The following is a 13,016-nucleotide window of genomic DNA, read 5'->3' as shown; positions in this document are numbered from 1 at the left end:
ATGATCTATTTCCGGTTCCACGAGGCTGGTGGCCAGGCCGTCGTTATTACCAATGACAGATCGGGTTCGAACCTGCCCAAGTCGTCGTTCGCCTGGAAGGCCGATGGCCAAACGGATGTGAGCAAAGGCGGGCGCGGGCGGTTCGGCGAGACGTCCGATGAGATTATCGCGACAATCGAGCGAGACGGGTTCTTTATCGGCTCGCGCCCATTGGTGTGGCGCGCCGCCGGCGGCGCCAACCGCCAGGCCGACGAGCTATAGGATCGTCGCCCAGTTGGCGCCCTCGCGCTCGGGGCCGGTGCTTCACTTGCGCGCCAGATTATACTCCACCGCAGCGCGCACCAGCGTTTTGAACGCCTCGGGGTCGAGCGCATCGCCTTCGCGTAGATCGAGCGCGGCGCGGGTCTTGCCGTTGCCGGGGTCGAGCAGGCCCGCGGGATCGTCGATCTTCGCGCCGTGGGCGAAGGTCAGCTTGACTTTGTCCTTGTAGGTTTCGCCGGTGCAGATCAGCCCGCCGTGCTCCCACGCGGGCACGCCATCCGGGTTCGTCGGCTTGCGCCATTTAACCGTTTCGGTCGCTTCCGGGTCAGCCTCGGCGATGAGGGTGCGAACGCGCGCCAAAGTCTGAGCGCGCCAGTCGGATGGGTCGGTCATCGGCCCTCAATAGCTTAATTCGAAAGGAAATCGAATGTCGTTCCTCGACAGCCTCGCGGCTGCCTTCAAAGGCGGCGGCGGGGGCAATCGCGTGCCGCTGGCGCGTGGGTTCGTCTCGCCGTGGGCCACGGCCTATGACAGCGGGCCGCCGCCGTTCGAATACGCCCGCAGCGTGCGCGCCGCGTTCCTCGACAACCCGGTGGCGCAGCGCAGTGTGCGGCTGGTGGCCGAAGGGGTCGGCTCGGCGCCGCTCTCGCCGACCGACGAGGCGCTCGCCGCTTTGGTGAGCGCGACTTCGGCCGGCCAGGCGCTGCTCGAGACCCTCGCCAGCCAGTTGCTGCTGCACGGCAACGGGTTCGTCCAGATGCTCAAGGACGCCGCCGGCCGCCCGGTCGAGCTGTTTGCCCTCAGGCCCGAGCGGGTCTCGATGGTGCCGGGGCCGGACGGCTGGCCGCAGGCCTACGCCTACAAGCTCGCCGAACGCACGCTGACGATTCCCCTGGAGGACGAGGACGGCTGGCCCAACCTCATCCACTTGCGCGGCTTCCACCCGGCGGACGATCACTACGGCGCGGGGTGCCTCGCGGCGGCCGAGCAGGCCGTGGCGATCCACAACGCGGCCTCGCAATGGAACCGCGCGTTGCTCGAGAACGCCGCTAGGCCGAGCGGCGCGCTGGTGTTCGAGCCGGGCGACGGCGGGGTGCTCAGCCCCGACCAGTTCGACCGCCTCAAGGCCGAGCTCGCCGGGGCCTACTCCGGCGCGGGCAACGCCGGGCGGCCGATGCTGCTCGAGGGCGGGCTCAAGTGGCAGGCGATGGCGCTGACCCCGGCCGACATGGACTTCGCCGCATTGAAGGCCGCCGCCGCGCGCGACATCGCGCTCGCTTTCGGGGTCCCGCCGATGCTGCTCGGGCTGCCGGGGGACAATACCTACGCCAATTATCGCGAGGCCAACCGCGCGCTGTGGCGGCTGACCTTGCTGCCGCTGGCGGGGAAAATCCTCGCCGGACTGCAGGAGGGGCTCGCGCCGTGGTTCCCACGGGCGACGCTGGCGGTCGACCTCAACCGGGTGCCCGCGCTGGCCGAGGACCGCGAGCGGCTGTGGGCGCAAGTCTCGGCCGCCGGGTTCCTGTCGGATGCCGAGAAGCGGCGGATGCTCAACATCGGAGAATCGACATGACCCGAGAGGACATGCTCGCGCGGCTGATCGCGCAAGCCGCCACGGCAGGCGGCGAGCTGGTCACGCTGCGCGCGATCGTCGAGGAAGCCAGCGAGGTCGGCGCCACCCGCGTGCTTGGCCGGCTGGGCCTCAGCGATGCGAGCGCGCAGGACGATATCGACGAACTGCGCGAGCTGCTCGCCGCGTGGCGCGCCGCGAAAGCCGCTACCTGGAAGGCGGTGGTCGAGTGGCTGGTGCGCGGCCTGCTGGCGCTGCTGCTGATCGGCATCGCGGTGCGGCTGGGCGTGCCGGAGCTGCTTAAGTGAAGTTCGCGGGATACGCCGCGTTGTTCGACGTCGCCGACGCCGCGCAGGATACCATCCGCCCCGGCGCGTTTGCGCGGACGCTCGCCGAGCGGCGCGACCCGTTGCCGCTCTATTGGCAGCACCGCCCCGAGCAGCGCATCGGCTGGGTGGAACAGGCGCAAGAGGATGCACGCGGCCTGCGCGTGATCGCCTCGCTCGACAACCCGGATAGCCGCTCGGCCACGATGTTGCGAACCCATTCGGTTAGCGGCCTCAGCTTCGGTTACCGCACTCGCGCGGCCTGCCAGTCGCCGCAAGGCCGCGTGCTCGAAGACGTCGACCTCCTCGAAGTCAGCCTCGTCACCCACCCGCTCCAGCACGGCGCGCGGGTTCATTTCATTGCCCCCGAAGAAAGGTAAGTACCCATGGATATCGTCGTTACCGACCAACTCGACCAGAGCTTCGACATCGCATCCCGCCAGGATGCGGCCGACATCGAGATCAAGGCCCTGCGCACCGATGTCGACGAGGTAAAATCGCGCCTCGACCGCGTCGGCCGCGCCGCCCAGCGCCCGGCCCTTGCCAGCGAGGCCAGCCCCGAGGTGAAAGGCTTCGTCGACGGTTACCTCCGCACCGGCCGCACCACCGAGCTGAAGTCGCTGACCCAGGGCGTGCTCGCCGACGGCGGCTACGCGGTCCCGCGCGAAATCGATGCGATGATCGCCCGCGCGCTGACCGACATCTCGCCGATCCGGGCCATCGCCCAGGTCGTCCAGACCGGCACCAGCGGCTATCGCAAGCTGGTCTCGACCGGCGGCACGGCATCAGGGTGGGTCAGCGAGACCGCGGTCCGGCCCGAAACCGACACGCCCCAGTTCGCCGAGATCGCCCCGCCGACCGGCGAGCTCTACGCCAACCCGGCCGCCTCGCAGGCGATGCTCGACGACGCCGCCTTCGACCTCGAAGCGTGGCTGGCAAGCGAGATCGCCGCCGAATTCGCCCGCGCCGAAGGCGCCGCCTTCGTGAGCGGCAACGGGGTCAACCAGCCCAAGGGGTTCCTGTCGGCGCCGGTATCAGAAGATTTCGACGGCGACCGGCCGTTCGGCACGCTGCAGTACATCGGCAGCGGCGCCGCCACCGATCTCGGCACCCGGCCCGAAACGCGGCTGATCGACCTCGTGCACACGCTCAAGGCCGGCCACCGCCAAGGCGCGAGTTGGGTGATGAATTCGGCCACGCTCGCCGAAGTGCGCAAGCTCAAGACCGCCGACGGCGCGTTCCTGTGGCAGCCCGGCCTGGTCGAAAGCCAGCCCGACCGGCTGCTCGGCTACCCGGTGGTCGAGGCCGAGGACATGCCCGACATCGCCGCGAACGCCTTCCCGATCGCCTTCGGCAACTTCAAGAACGGCTACCTTATCGCGGAACGCTCGGCGACGAGCATCCTGCGCGATCCGTTCACCCACAAGCCGTTCGTGCACTTCTACGCGACGAAGCGCGTCGGCGGCCAGGTGCTCGACAGCGCGGCGATCAAGCTGCTCAAGATCGAAGCGTAATTTGTTGCGCCCTCAGACGCCGGGCGCGGGGCGTCCGCACCGCTAGGCTTTCGGCCTAACCGGCCAACGCGCGTTCGCGCTTGCGGCCCCCGGTTCGGGCGCCCGGACCAACCCGTCTGATGGCCCTCACGCCCGCGCCGATCTTTGCCCCTGGATCGGCGCGGGCACCCTTTCCTGAATCCAGATCGGAGAAGCCGCATGCAGCGGACTATCGTCGCGCCGGCACCGCTGCCGGCTGCGGCTCTCGATGAATTGAAGCAGTGGTTGGCGATCCGCTCGACCGGAGACGACGCGGCGCTCACCGCCCAGCTGCGGGTCGCGCTGGAAATGTGCGAGGCCTTCACCGGGGCCATGCCGCTCGCCGCCCTGTGCGAGGAAGTGCTGCCCGCGGCCTCCGAGTGGCAGGCGCTCGCCACCCGCCCCGTGGTGGCGATCGCCGGGGTCGAGGCCATCCCGACCGAAGGCGCTCGCTACAGCCTCGCGTCCGACGCCTACGAGCTCGACATCGCGGCGGACGGCAGCGGCCTAGTCAGGGTTACCCGCCAGGGCAGCGCCGGCCGCATGGCGGTGCGCTTTTCCGCCGGCCTCGCCCCGGCGTGGGAGCTGCTGCCGGAGGGACTGCGCCACGGCGTGATCCGCCTCGCCGCGCACCACTGGCGCGAGCGGGACAGCGGCACCGACGCCAGTCCGCCCGCCGCCGTCGCAGCGCTGTGGCGCCCGTGGCGGAGGGTACGGCTGTGATCCGGGGTTCAACCAGGCCCGCCACCGCGCGGTTCATCGCCGGCCTCGCCGCCAAGGCGAAGCGCGTCGCCGAGGCCCGGATGCGGGCGCGGCAAGACGACCGGCGCTGGCGCGAGCCCGGCCTGCTCTGGCCCCTGTTCGGAGACCGCTGATGGAAAACGCATTGCGTGCCGCGCTGCTCGAATGGCTGCGCGCGGCGCCCGCCCCGCTCGATCGCCTAACCGCAATCGAGGAGGAGACCCCGCCGCGCGCCACGCCGCCGTGGCTGGCGATCGCCGCCAGCGCCAGCGCCGACTGGAGCACCAAGGACCGCATCGGACGCGAGGTGCGCATCGCGCTCGAACTGCGCGGCCGGGGAGACGACGTGCTCGCCGACGCCGCGCTGGTCGGCGCAATCGACCGACGCGTCGGGGCATTGCCCCGCGCGCAGGACGGGTTCGAGATCGCCTCCATCCTGTTCCTGCGCGCCCGCACCGAGCGCCGCGGCAACGCCGCCCGCGCAACCTTGCTCGAATACCGCTTCCGCTGCCTCGCAACCCCAACGGAGAACCCCGCATGACCGCCCAGACAGGCGCCACCTTCCTGCTCAAGATCGCGGACGGCAGCCAGCCGCCCACCTACCAGACCGTCGCCGGTCTCAGGACGACCCAGATGACCATCAACGGCGACACCGTGGTCGTCACGCACAAGGAATCGGGCGGCTGGCGCGAGCTGCTGTCGGGCGCGGGCACGCGCTCGGTCTCGGTCGCCGCCAGCGGGATCTTCCTCGGCGGCAGCGCCGAGGCTTCGGTCCGCGGCCATGCCCTGAGCGGGACGATCGCCGATTACGAGCTGAGCTTCGAAGGCGGCGAGAAGATGCGCGGCCGGTTCCTGGTCCAGCGGCTCGACTACGCCGGCGATTTCAACGGCGAGCGGACCTACACCCTGCAGCTCGAAAGCTCGGGCGCGGTGGTGCCCGCATGAGCAATCCATTGAGAGGCGAGGCCACGCTTGTCGTTGACGGAGCGGAGCGCACCTTGCGTCCGAGCTTCGCCGCGCTGGTCGCGGCCGAGGAAGAGCTCGGCCCGCTGTTCGCGCTCGTCGAGCGGGCGGGCGAAGGCCGGCTGCGCCTGTCGGAAATGGCCGCGCTGTTCTGGCATTGCCTGGCGGACGGCGACGGACTGACGCGCGACGCCATCGGCGAAGCGGTGACCAGACAGGGTCTAGCCACCTGCGCCAGGCCGCTACGCGCACTGCTCGGCGCGATCCTGCAAGGTCGGGCTAGTGGCTGACAGAAGCCCCTCCGGCCTGCGGGAGGGGAGCGAGACTTGCCGAGCTCACGGCGAGGTTAGTCGCAGCGGGGTGGGCGGCGTGAGTGCACGACAGTCCCACCCCCGGCCCCTCCCGCAAGCGGGAGGGGAGAGCTGCTTCGGCGCTTCGGCACTCGCGCTCTGCGGCCTCGCCGCGCGCGCGCTCGGCTGGCGGCCGGGCGAGTTCTGGCCGGCCACCCCCGCCGAGCTTGCGGCGTGCCTGGCCGATCCTTCCGCCCCGCCCGCCCCGCTCGGGCGAGCGGACCTGACCCGCCTGATGGAGAGCGATCCCGATGGACATGGTTGACGAACTGCTGGTCGAGGTCCGCGCCGGCACGCAAGGGTTCCAGCAGGACATCGCCGCGATGCGGACCGCGTTCGACGGCACGTTGACCGACGGCTTCGCTCGCGCGGGCGACGTCCTCGAGCGCGGCCTGCTTTCCGCCATCCGCAAGGGCAGCCTGGGGTTCGACGATCTCAAGCGCACCGCCCTGTCGGCGCTCGACCAGATCGCCGGGCAGGCGATGCAGATGGGTCTCGACAAGCTATTCGCCGGCGTCATGACGCCGGGCGGCGGGATCGGCGGCTTCCTGCAGGGGGCGCTCGGCGCGGCGTTCGGCCTGCCCGGCCGTGCGACGGGCGGACCGGTGAGCCCGGGGCGCGGCTATCTGGTCGGCGAGCGTGGTCCGGAGCTGTTCGTGCCCACCAGCGCCGGGCGGATCGATGCCGGCGGTGCGGGCAGGGCGCGCGACGTGCGGGTATCGATCAACCTCACCGGCCTGCGCGGTGCCAGCGCGCCGCGCGCGCTCGAGCGGTCGAGCCGCCAGGTAGCGAGCGCGGTGCGGAGGGCGCTGCTCGAATAAATGCGGCCGCGCTTCCCGTCGGCCAGGCGGATTGACCTTCCCGACCCCCCCCAAAGGAGACGAACCAATGCCATTCTGGCTCGCCCGCGAACGACGCGGGCAGGACAGCGACTGGATCCAGCGATTCGATCCGCGGTTCTGGACCGTCAACTTTCCCCGGCCGATGATGGCCTCGGTCGTGACCACCGGACCGGACAGCCTGCGGGTCGATTGCGAGTTTCACCACGCGGGCGAGCTCACCGGCCTCATCTGGGAAAGCGCCGACCGGCTCGACCACCCGCTCGCCGCCTACGCCACCGATCGCGATTACTCGCGCACGACGCTCAGGTTTCGCTGGCGCTCGCAAGGCGTGATCGCGCTCGACGCGGCGCACGGGCCGACGCTGACGATCGAGGGGCGCGACGCGGCGGGCGAGAACCGCACGTGGTTCGTGCGCTTGTGGAACTACGCCGAGGGTACCCCCGAGGACGCCACTGTCGTGCTGCCGTTTTCCGCGCTCGAAAGCGGGTTCGCCCTGCCGGGCGAGCCGGTCCATCCCGCCGACATCGACCGCATGTTCATCAGCCTCGTGCCGCCCGGCTACGCACCGGGCAGCGCCGCCCCTCTCCCGTCGCGCGCGGACGGCTGGGCCGAGCTCAGCGCGATCGATTGCGACGGCGAGCGGGCGATGATCGAGATCGGCGACGTGCTGTTGCCGCCGCACGGCACCGGCATCGCCACTGCCTACGACGACGCCTTCAACCAGACCCCCGCGCGGCTGCTGCGCACCGCCGAAGCGCTCGGCTATCGCGGGCCGCTGATCCACTACGTGGGCATGAGCCACTTCTTCCGGCTCGGCGCGGACGGGCTGGCGCTGGCCGAGGGCACGCTCTGCGAACCGGCGCGAACCTGGCACCGGGCGTTCTTCGCCGAAGCGCTGGCGCTCGGCTTCGAGCCCATCGTCTCGCTCAGTTTCGAACTGCTCGCGCAGCACTGCCCCGACGCATGGCAACAGCGCTCGCACGACGGCACGCCGGCGCGGACGGGATGGGACCCGCCCTCCGCGCTGCTCTCCCCGGCGAGCGCGCCGGCGATGGCTTGGCTGCGCGCGGTGGCGGCCAATCTCGTCGCGCTGATGGTGGACGCCGGTGCGCCGGTGCGCTTCCAGATCGGCGAGCCGTGGTGGTGGATCGGCGCCGACGGCGCCCCGTGCATCTACGATGCCGACGCGCGCTGGTACTATGTCAGCGAAGGGTTCTTCGGCACCACGCCGACGATAGCCGACATGCGCGCCGGCCTGACCGACGACCAGCGCGGCGTGCTGCTGCTAGCCGGGGAACTGCTCGCCGCGGCCACCGCGGCCTTGCGCGACACGGTGCGGGCAGCCGCGCGGGCGGCCGGCGCCGGCGAGGCCGAGGTCCTGCTGCTGGTATTCACGCCCACCGTGCTCGATCCGGCGATGCCCGATGCCCGGATCGCCAATCTCCCCGTCGGATGGGCCTGGCCGGCCTACGACCGGTTGCAGGTGGAAGACTACGACTGGCTGACCGCCGGCGCGCAGGCGCTGCGGCGGGCGGGCTACTCCACCGTGGACCAGCGCCTCGGCTACCCGCTCGCGCGGCAGGACTACATGGCGGGCTTCGTGCTCGACCCCGCAGACGCCGAGCGGCTGTGGCCCCGGATCGATGCGGGGATCGACGAGGCGATCGGGCGGGGCGTGGCGCGCACTTTCGTGTGGGCCGCGCCGCAGGTTTCACGCGACGGGTACACGCGGCTCGCCGCCCCCGAGGAGACAGACGTGCAAGCTTTCGACGACGTGCTCTACCCGCTCGCGCTGGGCCGCGACGCCGGGGTTTCGCCGGAATTCTCGACCAGCGTGGCGGTGACCGCCTCGGGCCACGAGCGCCGCAATTCGTTGTGGTCGGATGCGCGGCTGCGGTTCGATGTCGGTCCCGGCATTCGCTCGGAGGCCGAGCTCGGCGTACTGATCGCGTTCTTCCGCGCCCGGCGCGGCGCGGCGCGCGGCTTTCGCCTGTCGGACCCGTTCGACCACAGCTCGAACGGGATGACCGGGGCGCCGGGACCGCGCGACCAGCTCATCGGCACGGGCGACGGCCTGCGCGATACCTTCCAGCTGGTGAAGAGCTATGGCGAGGGTCCCGAGCCGCAGGTGCGCCCGATCACCCGCCCGCGGGGCGAGACGGTGCGCGTCAGCGTCGGCGGCGTGGAAGAGAGCGGTTTCACCGTCTTGCCCGGCGGCACGGTGGTGCTCGCCACGGCCCCCGGCCCTGGAGCACCGGTCGAGGCGGGCTTCCTGTTCGACGTGCCGGTACGCTTTGCCGAGGACCGGCTCGACGTGACGGGCGCGGCGTTCGCCGCAGGCGAGGCGCCCTCGGTGCCCTTGATCGAAGTGCGCGAGACCCCGGCATGAGTCCCGCGGCCGGCAAGGCGTTCTTCACCCGTGAGCTCGAGGGCGTCGCGACGTTCTGGCGCATCCACCGAAAGGACGGCGTCACCCTAGGCTTCACCGGCCACGACCGCGACCTCGCGTTCGGCGGGGTGGTCCATCGGGCTGCGCCTGGCATGCTGCCGAGCGCGATCCGGCGCACCGCCGCACTCACCGGCGACAGCGCCGAGATGCAGGGCGCGCTCGCCCACGATTCGGTGCGCGCCGACGACCTCGCCGCCGGGCGCTTCGACGGCGCGCGGGTGGAAGTCGGCGCGGTCGACTGGGAGACCGGCGCGCACGCGACGTTCTACAACGGCGAGATCGGCAACCTGACGCAGGAGAGCGGCGGATTCACCGCCGAGCTCCGTTCCGCCAAGGCGGCGCTCGAGATCGACCCGGTGCCGCGCACCAGCCCCACTTGTCGCGCCGCGTTCTGCGGGCCCGGGTGCGGACTGTCGGCGGTCCGCTTCACCCGCGTCGCGCGGCTGCTCGAAGCTGACGCGGACGCCGGCCGGCTGGTGTTCGATTGTCCCGACCCCCCGTCGCTCGTGGCGGGCACGGTGCGCTGGCTCGACGGCCCTCACGCGGGACAGACGATGGACGTCGCCGCCGCCGAGGGCGGCGCGCTGGTCGTGGACGCGGCGCTCGACCCGGCGCTCGCCGCCGGAATGCGCGCGCGGCTGCGCGAGGGGTGCGACCATACGCTGGCGACCTGCGCAGGACGCTTCGGCAACGCGCTCAACTTCCGCGGCGAGCCGTTTCTGCCGGGGAACGATCTCCTCGCCCGCTACCCGGCCCCGGCATGACCGGCGCCGACCTCGCCCATGCCGCCGCGCGGCTGGTGGGCGCGCCGTTCCGCCTGCACGGGCGCGACCCGGTGACCGGCCTCGACTGCGTCGGCGTGGTCGCGGCGGCGTTCGCGGAGTGTGGACGCCCCATAGCCGCGCCGCGCGGCTACGGCTTACGCAACCGGTCGATCGAGCCCTGGCTCTCGCTCGCCGATGAGAGCGGGCTGAGCGAGGTGTGTGGTCGAGCCAAGGCCGGCGATGTCGTGCTCGTCCGCCCGGGCGCGGGGCAGCACCATCTGCTCGTCCAGTTGGCCGGCGGCCGCTTCGTCCACGCCCACGCCGGCCTGCGTCGCGTGGTGGCGCAGCCCGCTCCGCTGGCCTGGCCCGAAGCGCGCCGCTGGCGCCTCGCCCAAGAGGATTGAAACATGGCAACCATATTGCTCACCGCCGCCGGAACGCTCCTCGGCGGACCGATCGGCGGCGCCATCGGCGCGCTCGCCGGGCGCTCGATCGACAGCGCAATCCTCGGAGGGGGCCGCCGGGACGGCCCCCGTCTCAAGGAGCTGTCGCTTACAACCTCGAGCTACGGCCAGCCGCTGCCGCGCCATCACGGGCGGATGCGCGCGGGCGGCACGATCATCTGGGCGACCGAGCTCACCGAGCACAAGGACAAGGCGGGCGGCAAAAAGGGCCAGCCTTCGCTCACGAGCTACTCCTACACCACCTCGTTCGCAGTCGCGCTGTCGAGCCGGCCGATCCGGGGCGTGGGGCGCATCTGGGCCGACGGCAACCTGCTGCGCGGCGCGGCGGGCGACCTCAAGGTTGCGGGAGCGCTACGCATCCACACGGGGCATGGCGACCAGTTGCCCGACCCGCTGATCGCCGCTGCGCAAGGGTCCGCCTGCCCGGCCTTTCGCGGCTGCGCCTACGCCGTGTTCGAAGATCTCGCGCTCGGCGATTTCGGCAATCGCATTCCGGCGCTGACCTTCGAAGTGATCGCCGACGAAGGCCCGATCGCGCTCGCCAGCCTGCTCGACCCCGTGATCCCCGCGCCCGCTGAAGACGCCGCGCTCCGTCCGATCGTCGGCTTCGCCAACGAGGGCGGGCCCCTGCTGGCAACGCTGGAGACGATCGACCAGCTGTTCCCTCTCGCCTGCGACGCCGGTGGCGAGCGGCTGACCGTTGCCCCCACGGCCGCATCGCCCAGCCTGGCGCCCCCGCTCCTGCCACAGGCAGCACGCGCGTGGAGCGATGAGGACTTCGGGCCCGACGACGGACGGCGCGAGGGGCGCGTCGACAATGACGCGGAACGGCCGGATGCCGTGCGCTACTACGACGTCGCACGCGATTTCCAGCCAGGCATGCAGCGCCCGGCTGGCCGGGCCGGTGCCGGGCGCACGTGGACCATCGAGTTTCCCGGCGCGCTCGCCGCCGAAGACGCCCGCATGCTCGCGGAAGCCGCAGCTCGCCGCAGTGGCTGGAACCGCGAGCGCTTGATGTGGCGCGTTGCCGAACTCGATCCCGCCCTTACTCCCGGACGCGACGTGCGCGTGCCGGGCCGAACCGGAATCTGGCGGATAGTGGGCTGGGAATGGCGCTCGCGCGGGGTCGATCTGGAGCTGGCTCGCCGGGATCCGCGCGCTCTGATGACTGCCGCCACCGACGCAGGGCATCTCCCGCCGCCCGCCGACGTGCGAAACGGAAGGACCGTCCTCGCCTTCTTCGAGGTGCCGCCCGCCGGTCTCGGGTCCGATCAACCGACACTGTTCGCGGCGGCCACTTCGGCCGAAGGGCGGTGGGCAGGCGCGGCGCTCTATCTCGATCGGGCAGGAGAGCTTGTGCCAGCTGGTCACACCCGTCGGTCGCGGGCAACGATCGGCGCGCTTGCGAAGCCGCTGGGGCCCTCGTCCGCCCTGTTGTTCGAGGCAGGGGCGGCCGTCGACATCGCGCTTAGGGGCGAATCCCACGGGTTCGCTTCGGCGGATCTTGCCGCGCTGGCCTTCGGAGCGAACCGGCTGCTGGTCGGAGACGAAGTACTGCAATTCGCGCTGGCTGAGCCAATCGGGCCCAGCAACTGGCGTTTGACTGGATTGCTAAGAGGTCGCGGCGCCACCGAAAGCGCGGCCATGGCAGGCCATCCGGCCGGCACCCCGATCGTCCTGCTCGACAACGTCCCGGTGGCGCTCGATCGAGCGCAGGTTCCTTCGGATCCGGCCACGATGCTCGCGGCTATCGGGCTGGCCGACCGGGACCCGGTGTTGGCCACTCTAGCCAATCCGGGCCTGGGCAGGCGCCCGCCGTCCCCGGTGCACCCGGCCGCGCGCAGAACTGAATCGGGGCTGGAGCTGGCCTGGACCCGGCGGGCGCGCGGGGTATGGCTGTGGCAGGTCGAGGTCGAAACGCCGCTAGTGGAGCAGGACGAGCGCTACCGGGTGGGTGTCGGCCCGGTCGAGACGCCCGTCGCCGAATGGTCCTGCCTGTCGCCCCGCCTGACGATACCCGCCGACGCGCTCGCTTCGCTGGCGGTTCTGCACCCCGGTGCCCCCCTGTGGGTCCGTCAGGTCGGGACTTTTGCCCAGTCCGAAGCCTTGCTCCTCACCCGTCTTTCCTGATGCCTAAGAGGATTTTACTATGACCGAACCGCTTCAGTTCCCGTCCGTCACCCCCCGCCATTCGCTGCCCTTGCTTTTCTCCGGCCAAGCCCAGCGAGAGGCGTTCCTGAACGAGGCCCTGAGCCTGTGTGATGCTCTTCTTCATCCGGCGATCAAGGGCGAGGCGGCTACGCCGCCCACGGATCCCGAGGATGGAGATTGCTGGCTGGTAGGAGTGGATGCCACAGGGGAGTTCTCCGATCGCGCCGGTCAACTGGCGTGCCGCCAGGCAGGGCAATGGCTGTATGCGGTGCCAAGGTCGGGAATGTGCGCGTTCGACCTTTCGACCGGGCAGCAGGTCGTTTACGCCGGAGCCTGGCGACGTGCAGCGACCCCTCCCCCGCCCGCGGGCGGAGCCAACATCGATGAGGAAGCGAGGGTGGCCATCAACCAGTTGATCGCCGTCCTTGTTCAAACAGGAGTATTGCCTCAAGAATGACGGGAACCGGCGCCGGTTGGCCGCGTTTCAGCCGCACAAGGAGGGTATTCACGCGAAAATTTCTCAGCTTGGCACTGAAACGATGCCGAACTGCAACACTTTGGCGTGAAAGCCCGCTTGCCACTCAGGTGGGGAAAAGTTAGAAA

General features: G+C 70.9%; 18 protein-coding genes. 17 read left to right on the top strand and 1 reads right to left on the bottom strand.

Going from position 1 to position 13,016, the window contains the following annotated elements:
• Entirely contained in the window at positions 1-261 is a 261-nt protein-coding gene (locus tag ACWPM1_RS02555) for a hypothetical protein (RefSeq protein ID WP_455693276.1), read from the top strand.
• A 42-nt stretch (positions 262-303) separates the two neighbouring features.
• Here the strand turns inward: ACWPM1_RS02555 and ACWPM1_RS02550 are convergent, their stop codons facing one another.
• A complete protein-coding gene (locus ACWPM1_RS02550; RefSeq protein WP_455693275.1) occupies positions 304-654 on the bottom strand; it encodes a DUF1801 domain-containing protein in 351 nt (116 codons plus the stop codon).
• A gap of 34 nt (positions 655-688) precedes the next feature.
• Here ACWPM1_RS02550 and ACWPM1_RS02545 point away from each other — a divergent pair, with 34 nt between their 5' ends.
• From ACWPM1_RS02545 to ACWPM1_RS02470, 16 genes are all read left to right on the top strand, one after another.
• Positions 689-1,834, top strand: a complete 1,146-nt coding sequence (locus ACWPM1_RS02545) for a phage portal protein (RefSeq protein ID WP_455693274.1) — start codon at positions 689-691, stop codon at positions 1,832-1,834.
• A complete protein-coding gene (locus tag ACWPM1_RS02540) occupies positions 1,831-2,139 on the top strand; it encodes a DUF6127 family protein (protein WP_455693273.1) in 309 nt (102 codons plus the stop codon). Before ACWPM1_RS02545 ends, ACWPM1_RS02540 begins: the two co-directional genes overlap by 4 nt.
• A complete protein-coding gene (locus tag ACWPM1_RS02535) occupies positions 2,136-2,537 on the top strand; it encodes an HK97 family phage prohead protease (protein ID WP_455693272.1) in 402 nt (133 codons plus the stop codon). The genes ACWPM1_RS02540 and ACWPM1_RS02535 overlap by 4 nt, the downstream gene beginning before the upstream one ends.
• Positions 2,538-2,543: 6 nt before the next feature.
• Entirely contained in the window at positions 2,544-3,671 is a 1,128-nt protein-coding gene (locus ACWPM1_RS02530) for a phage major capsid protein (protein WP_455693271.1), read from the top strand.
• A 198-nt stretch (positions 3,672-3,869) separates the two neighbouring features.
• Positions 3,870-4,412 carry a head-tail connector protein gene (locus ACWPM1_RS02525; RefSeq protein ID WP_455693270.1) on the top strand — a complete coding sequence of 181 codons (543 nt, stop codon included), beginning with the start codon at positions 3,870-3,872 and terminating at the stop codon, positions 4,410-4,412.
• A complete protein-coding gene (locus ACWPM1_RS02520) occupies positions 4,409-4,564 on the top strand; it encodes a hypothetical protein (RefSeq protein WP_455693269.1) in 156 nt (51 codons plus the stop codon). Before ACWPM1_RS02525 ends, ACWPM1_RS02520 begins: the two co-directional genes overlap by 4 nt.
• Entirely contained in the window at positions 4,564-4,971 is a 408-nt protein-coding gene (gp17, locus tag ACWPM1_RS02515) for a tail completion protein gp17 (protein WP_455693268.1), read from the top strand. Before ACWPM1_RS02520 ends, gp17 begins: the two co-directional genes overlap by 1 nt.
• Entirely contained in the window at positions 4,968-5,375 is a 408-nt protein-coding gene (locus tag ACWPM1_RS02510) for a phage major tail protein, TP901-1 family (RefSeq protein WP_455693267.1), read from the top strand. The genes gp17 and ACWPM1_RS02510 overlap by 4 nt, the downstream gene beginning before the upstream one ends.
• Positions 5,372-5,683: a gene transfer agent family protein gene (locus ACWPM1_RS02505; protein WP_455693266.1), complete on the top strand. Its 312-nt coding sequence runs from the start codon at positions 5,372-5,374 to the stop codon at positions 5,681-5,683. The genes ACWPM1_RS02510 and ACWPM1_RS02505 overlap by 4 nt, the downstream gene beginning before the upstream one ends.
• 79 nt (positions 5,684-5,762) lie before the next feature.
• On the top strand, positions 5,763-6,008 hold the full coding sequence (locus tag ACWPM1_RS02500) for a phage tail assembly chaperone (protein WP_455693265.1): 246 nt from the start codon (positions 5,763-5,765) through the stop codon (positions 6,006-6,008).
• Entirely contained in the window at positions 5,995-6,564 is a 570-nt protein-coding gene (locus ACWPM1_RS02495; RefSeq protein ID WP_455693264.1) for a tail tape measure protein, read from the top strand. The genes ACWPM1_RS02500 and ACWPM1_RS02495 overlap by 14 nt, the downstream gene beginning before the upstream one ends.
• Before the next feature lie 67 nt (positions 6,565-6,631).
• The gene (locus tag ACWPM1_RS02490; protein ID WP_455693263.1) at positions 6,632-8,974 is read left to right on the top strand and encodes a DUF2460 domain-containing protein; all 2,343 of its coding nucleotides are present in this window, start codon (positions 6,632-6,634) and stop codon (positions 8,972-8,974) included.
• The gene (locus ACWPM1_RS02485) at positions 8,971-9,798 is read left to right on the top strand and encodes a DUF2163 domain-containing protein (protein ID WP_455693262.1); all 828 of its coding nucleotides are present in this window, start codon (positions 8,971-8,973) and stop codon (positions 9,796-9,798) included. The genes ACWPM1_RS02490 and ACWPM1_RS02485 overlap by 4 nt, the downstream gene beginning before the upstream one ends.
• Complete coding sequence (locus ACWPM1_RS02480; protein ID WP_455693261.1) at positions 9,795-10,202, top strand: NlpC/P60 family protein; 408 nt, start codon at positions 9,795-9,797, stop codon at positions 10,200-10,202. The genes ACWPM1_RS02485 and ACWPM1_RS02480 overlap by 4 nt, the downstream gene beginning before the upstream one ends.
• A gap of 3 nt (positions 10,203-10,205) precedes the next feature.
• Entirely contained in the window at positions 10,206-12,392 is a 2,187-nt protein-coding gene (locus ACWPM1_RS02475; protein ID WP_455693260.1) for a phage tail protein, read from the top strand.
• A gap of 19 nt (positions 12,393-12,411) precedes the next feature.
• Complete coding sequence (locus ACWPM1_RS02470) at positions 12,412-12,870, top strand: DUF2793 domain-containing protein (RefSeq protein WP_455693259.1); 459 nt, start codon at positions 12,412-12,414, stop codon at positions 12,868-12,870.
• Positions 12,871-13,016 lie beyond the last annotated feature (146 nt).

The sequence above is a fragment of the Tsuneonella sp. HG249 genome, from assembly GCF_053819205.1.
Note: the sequence above shows the minus strand (reverse complement) of the source record. Positions and strands in the feature narration are given on the sequence as shown.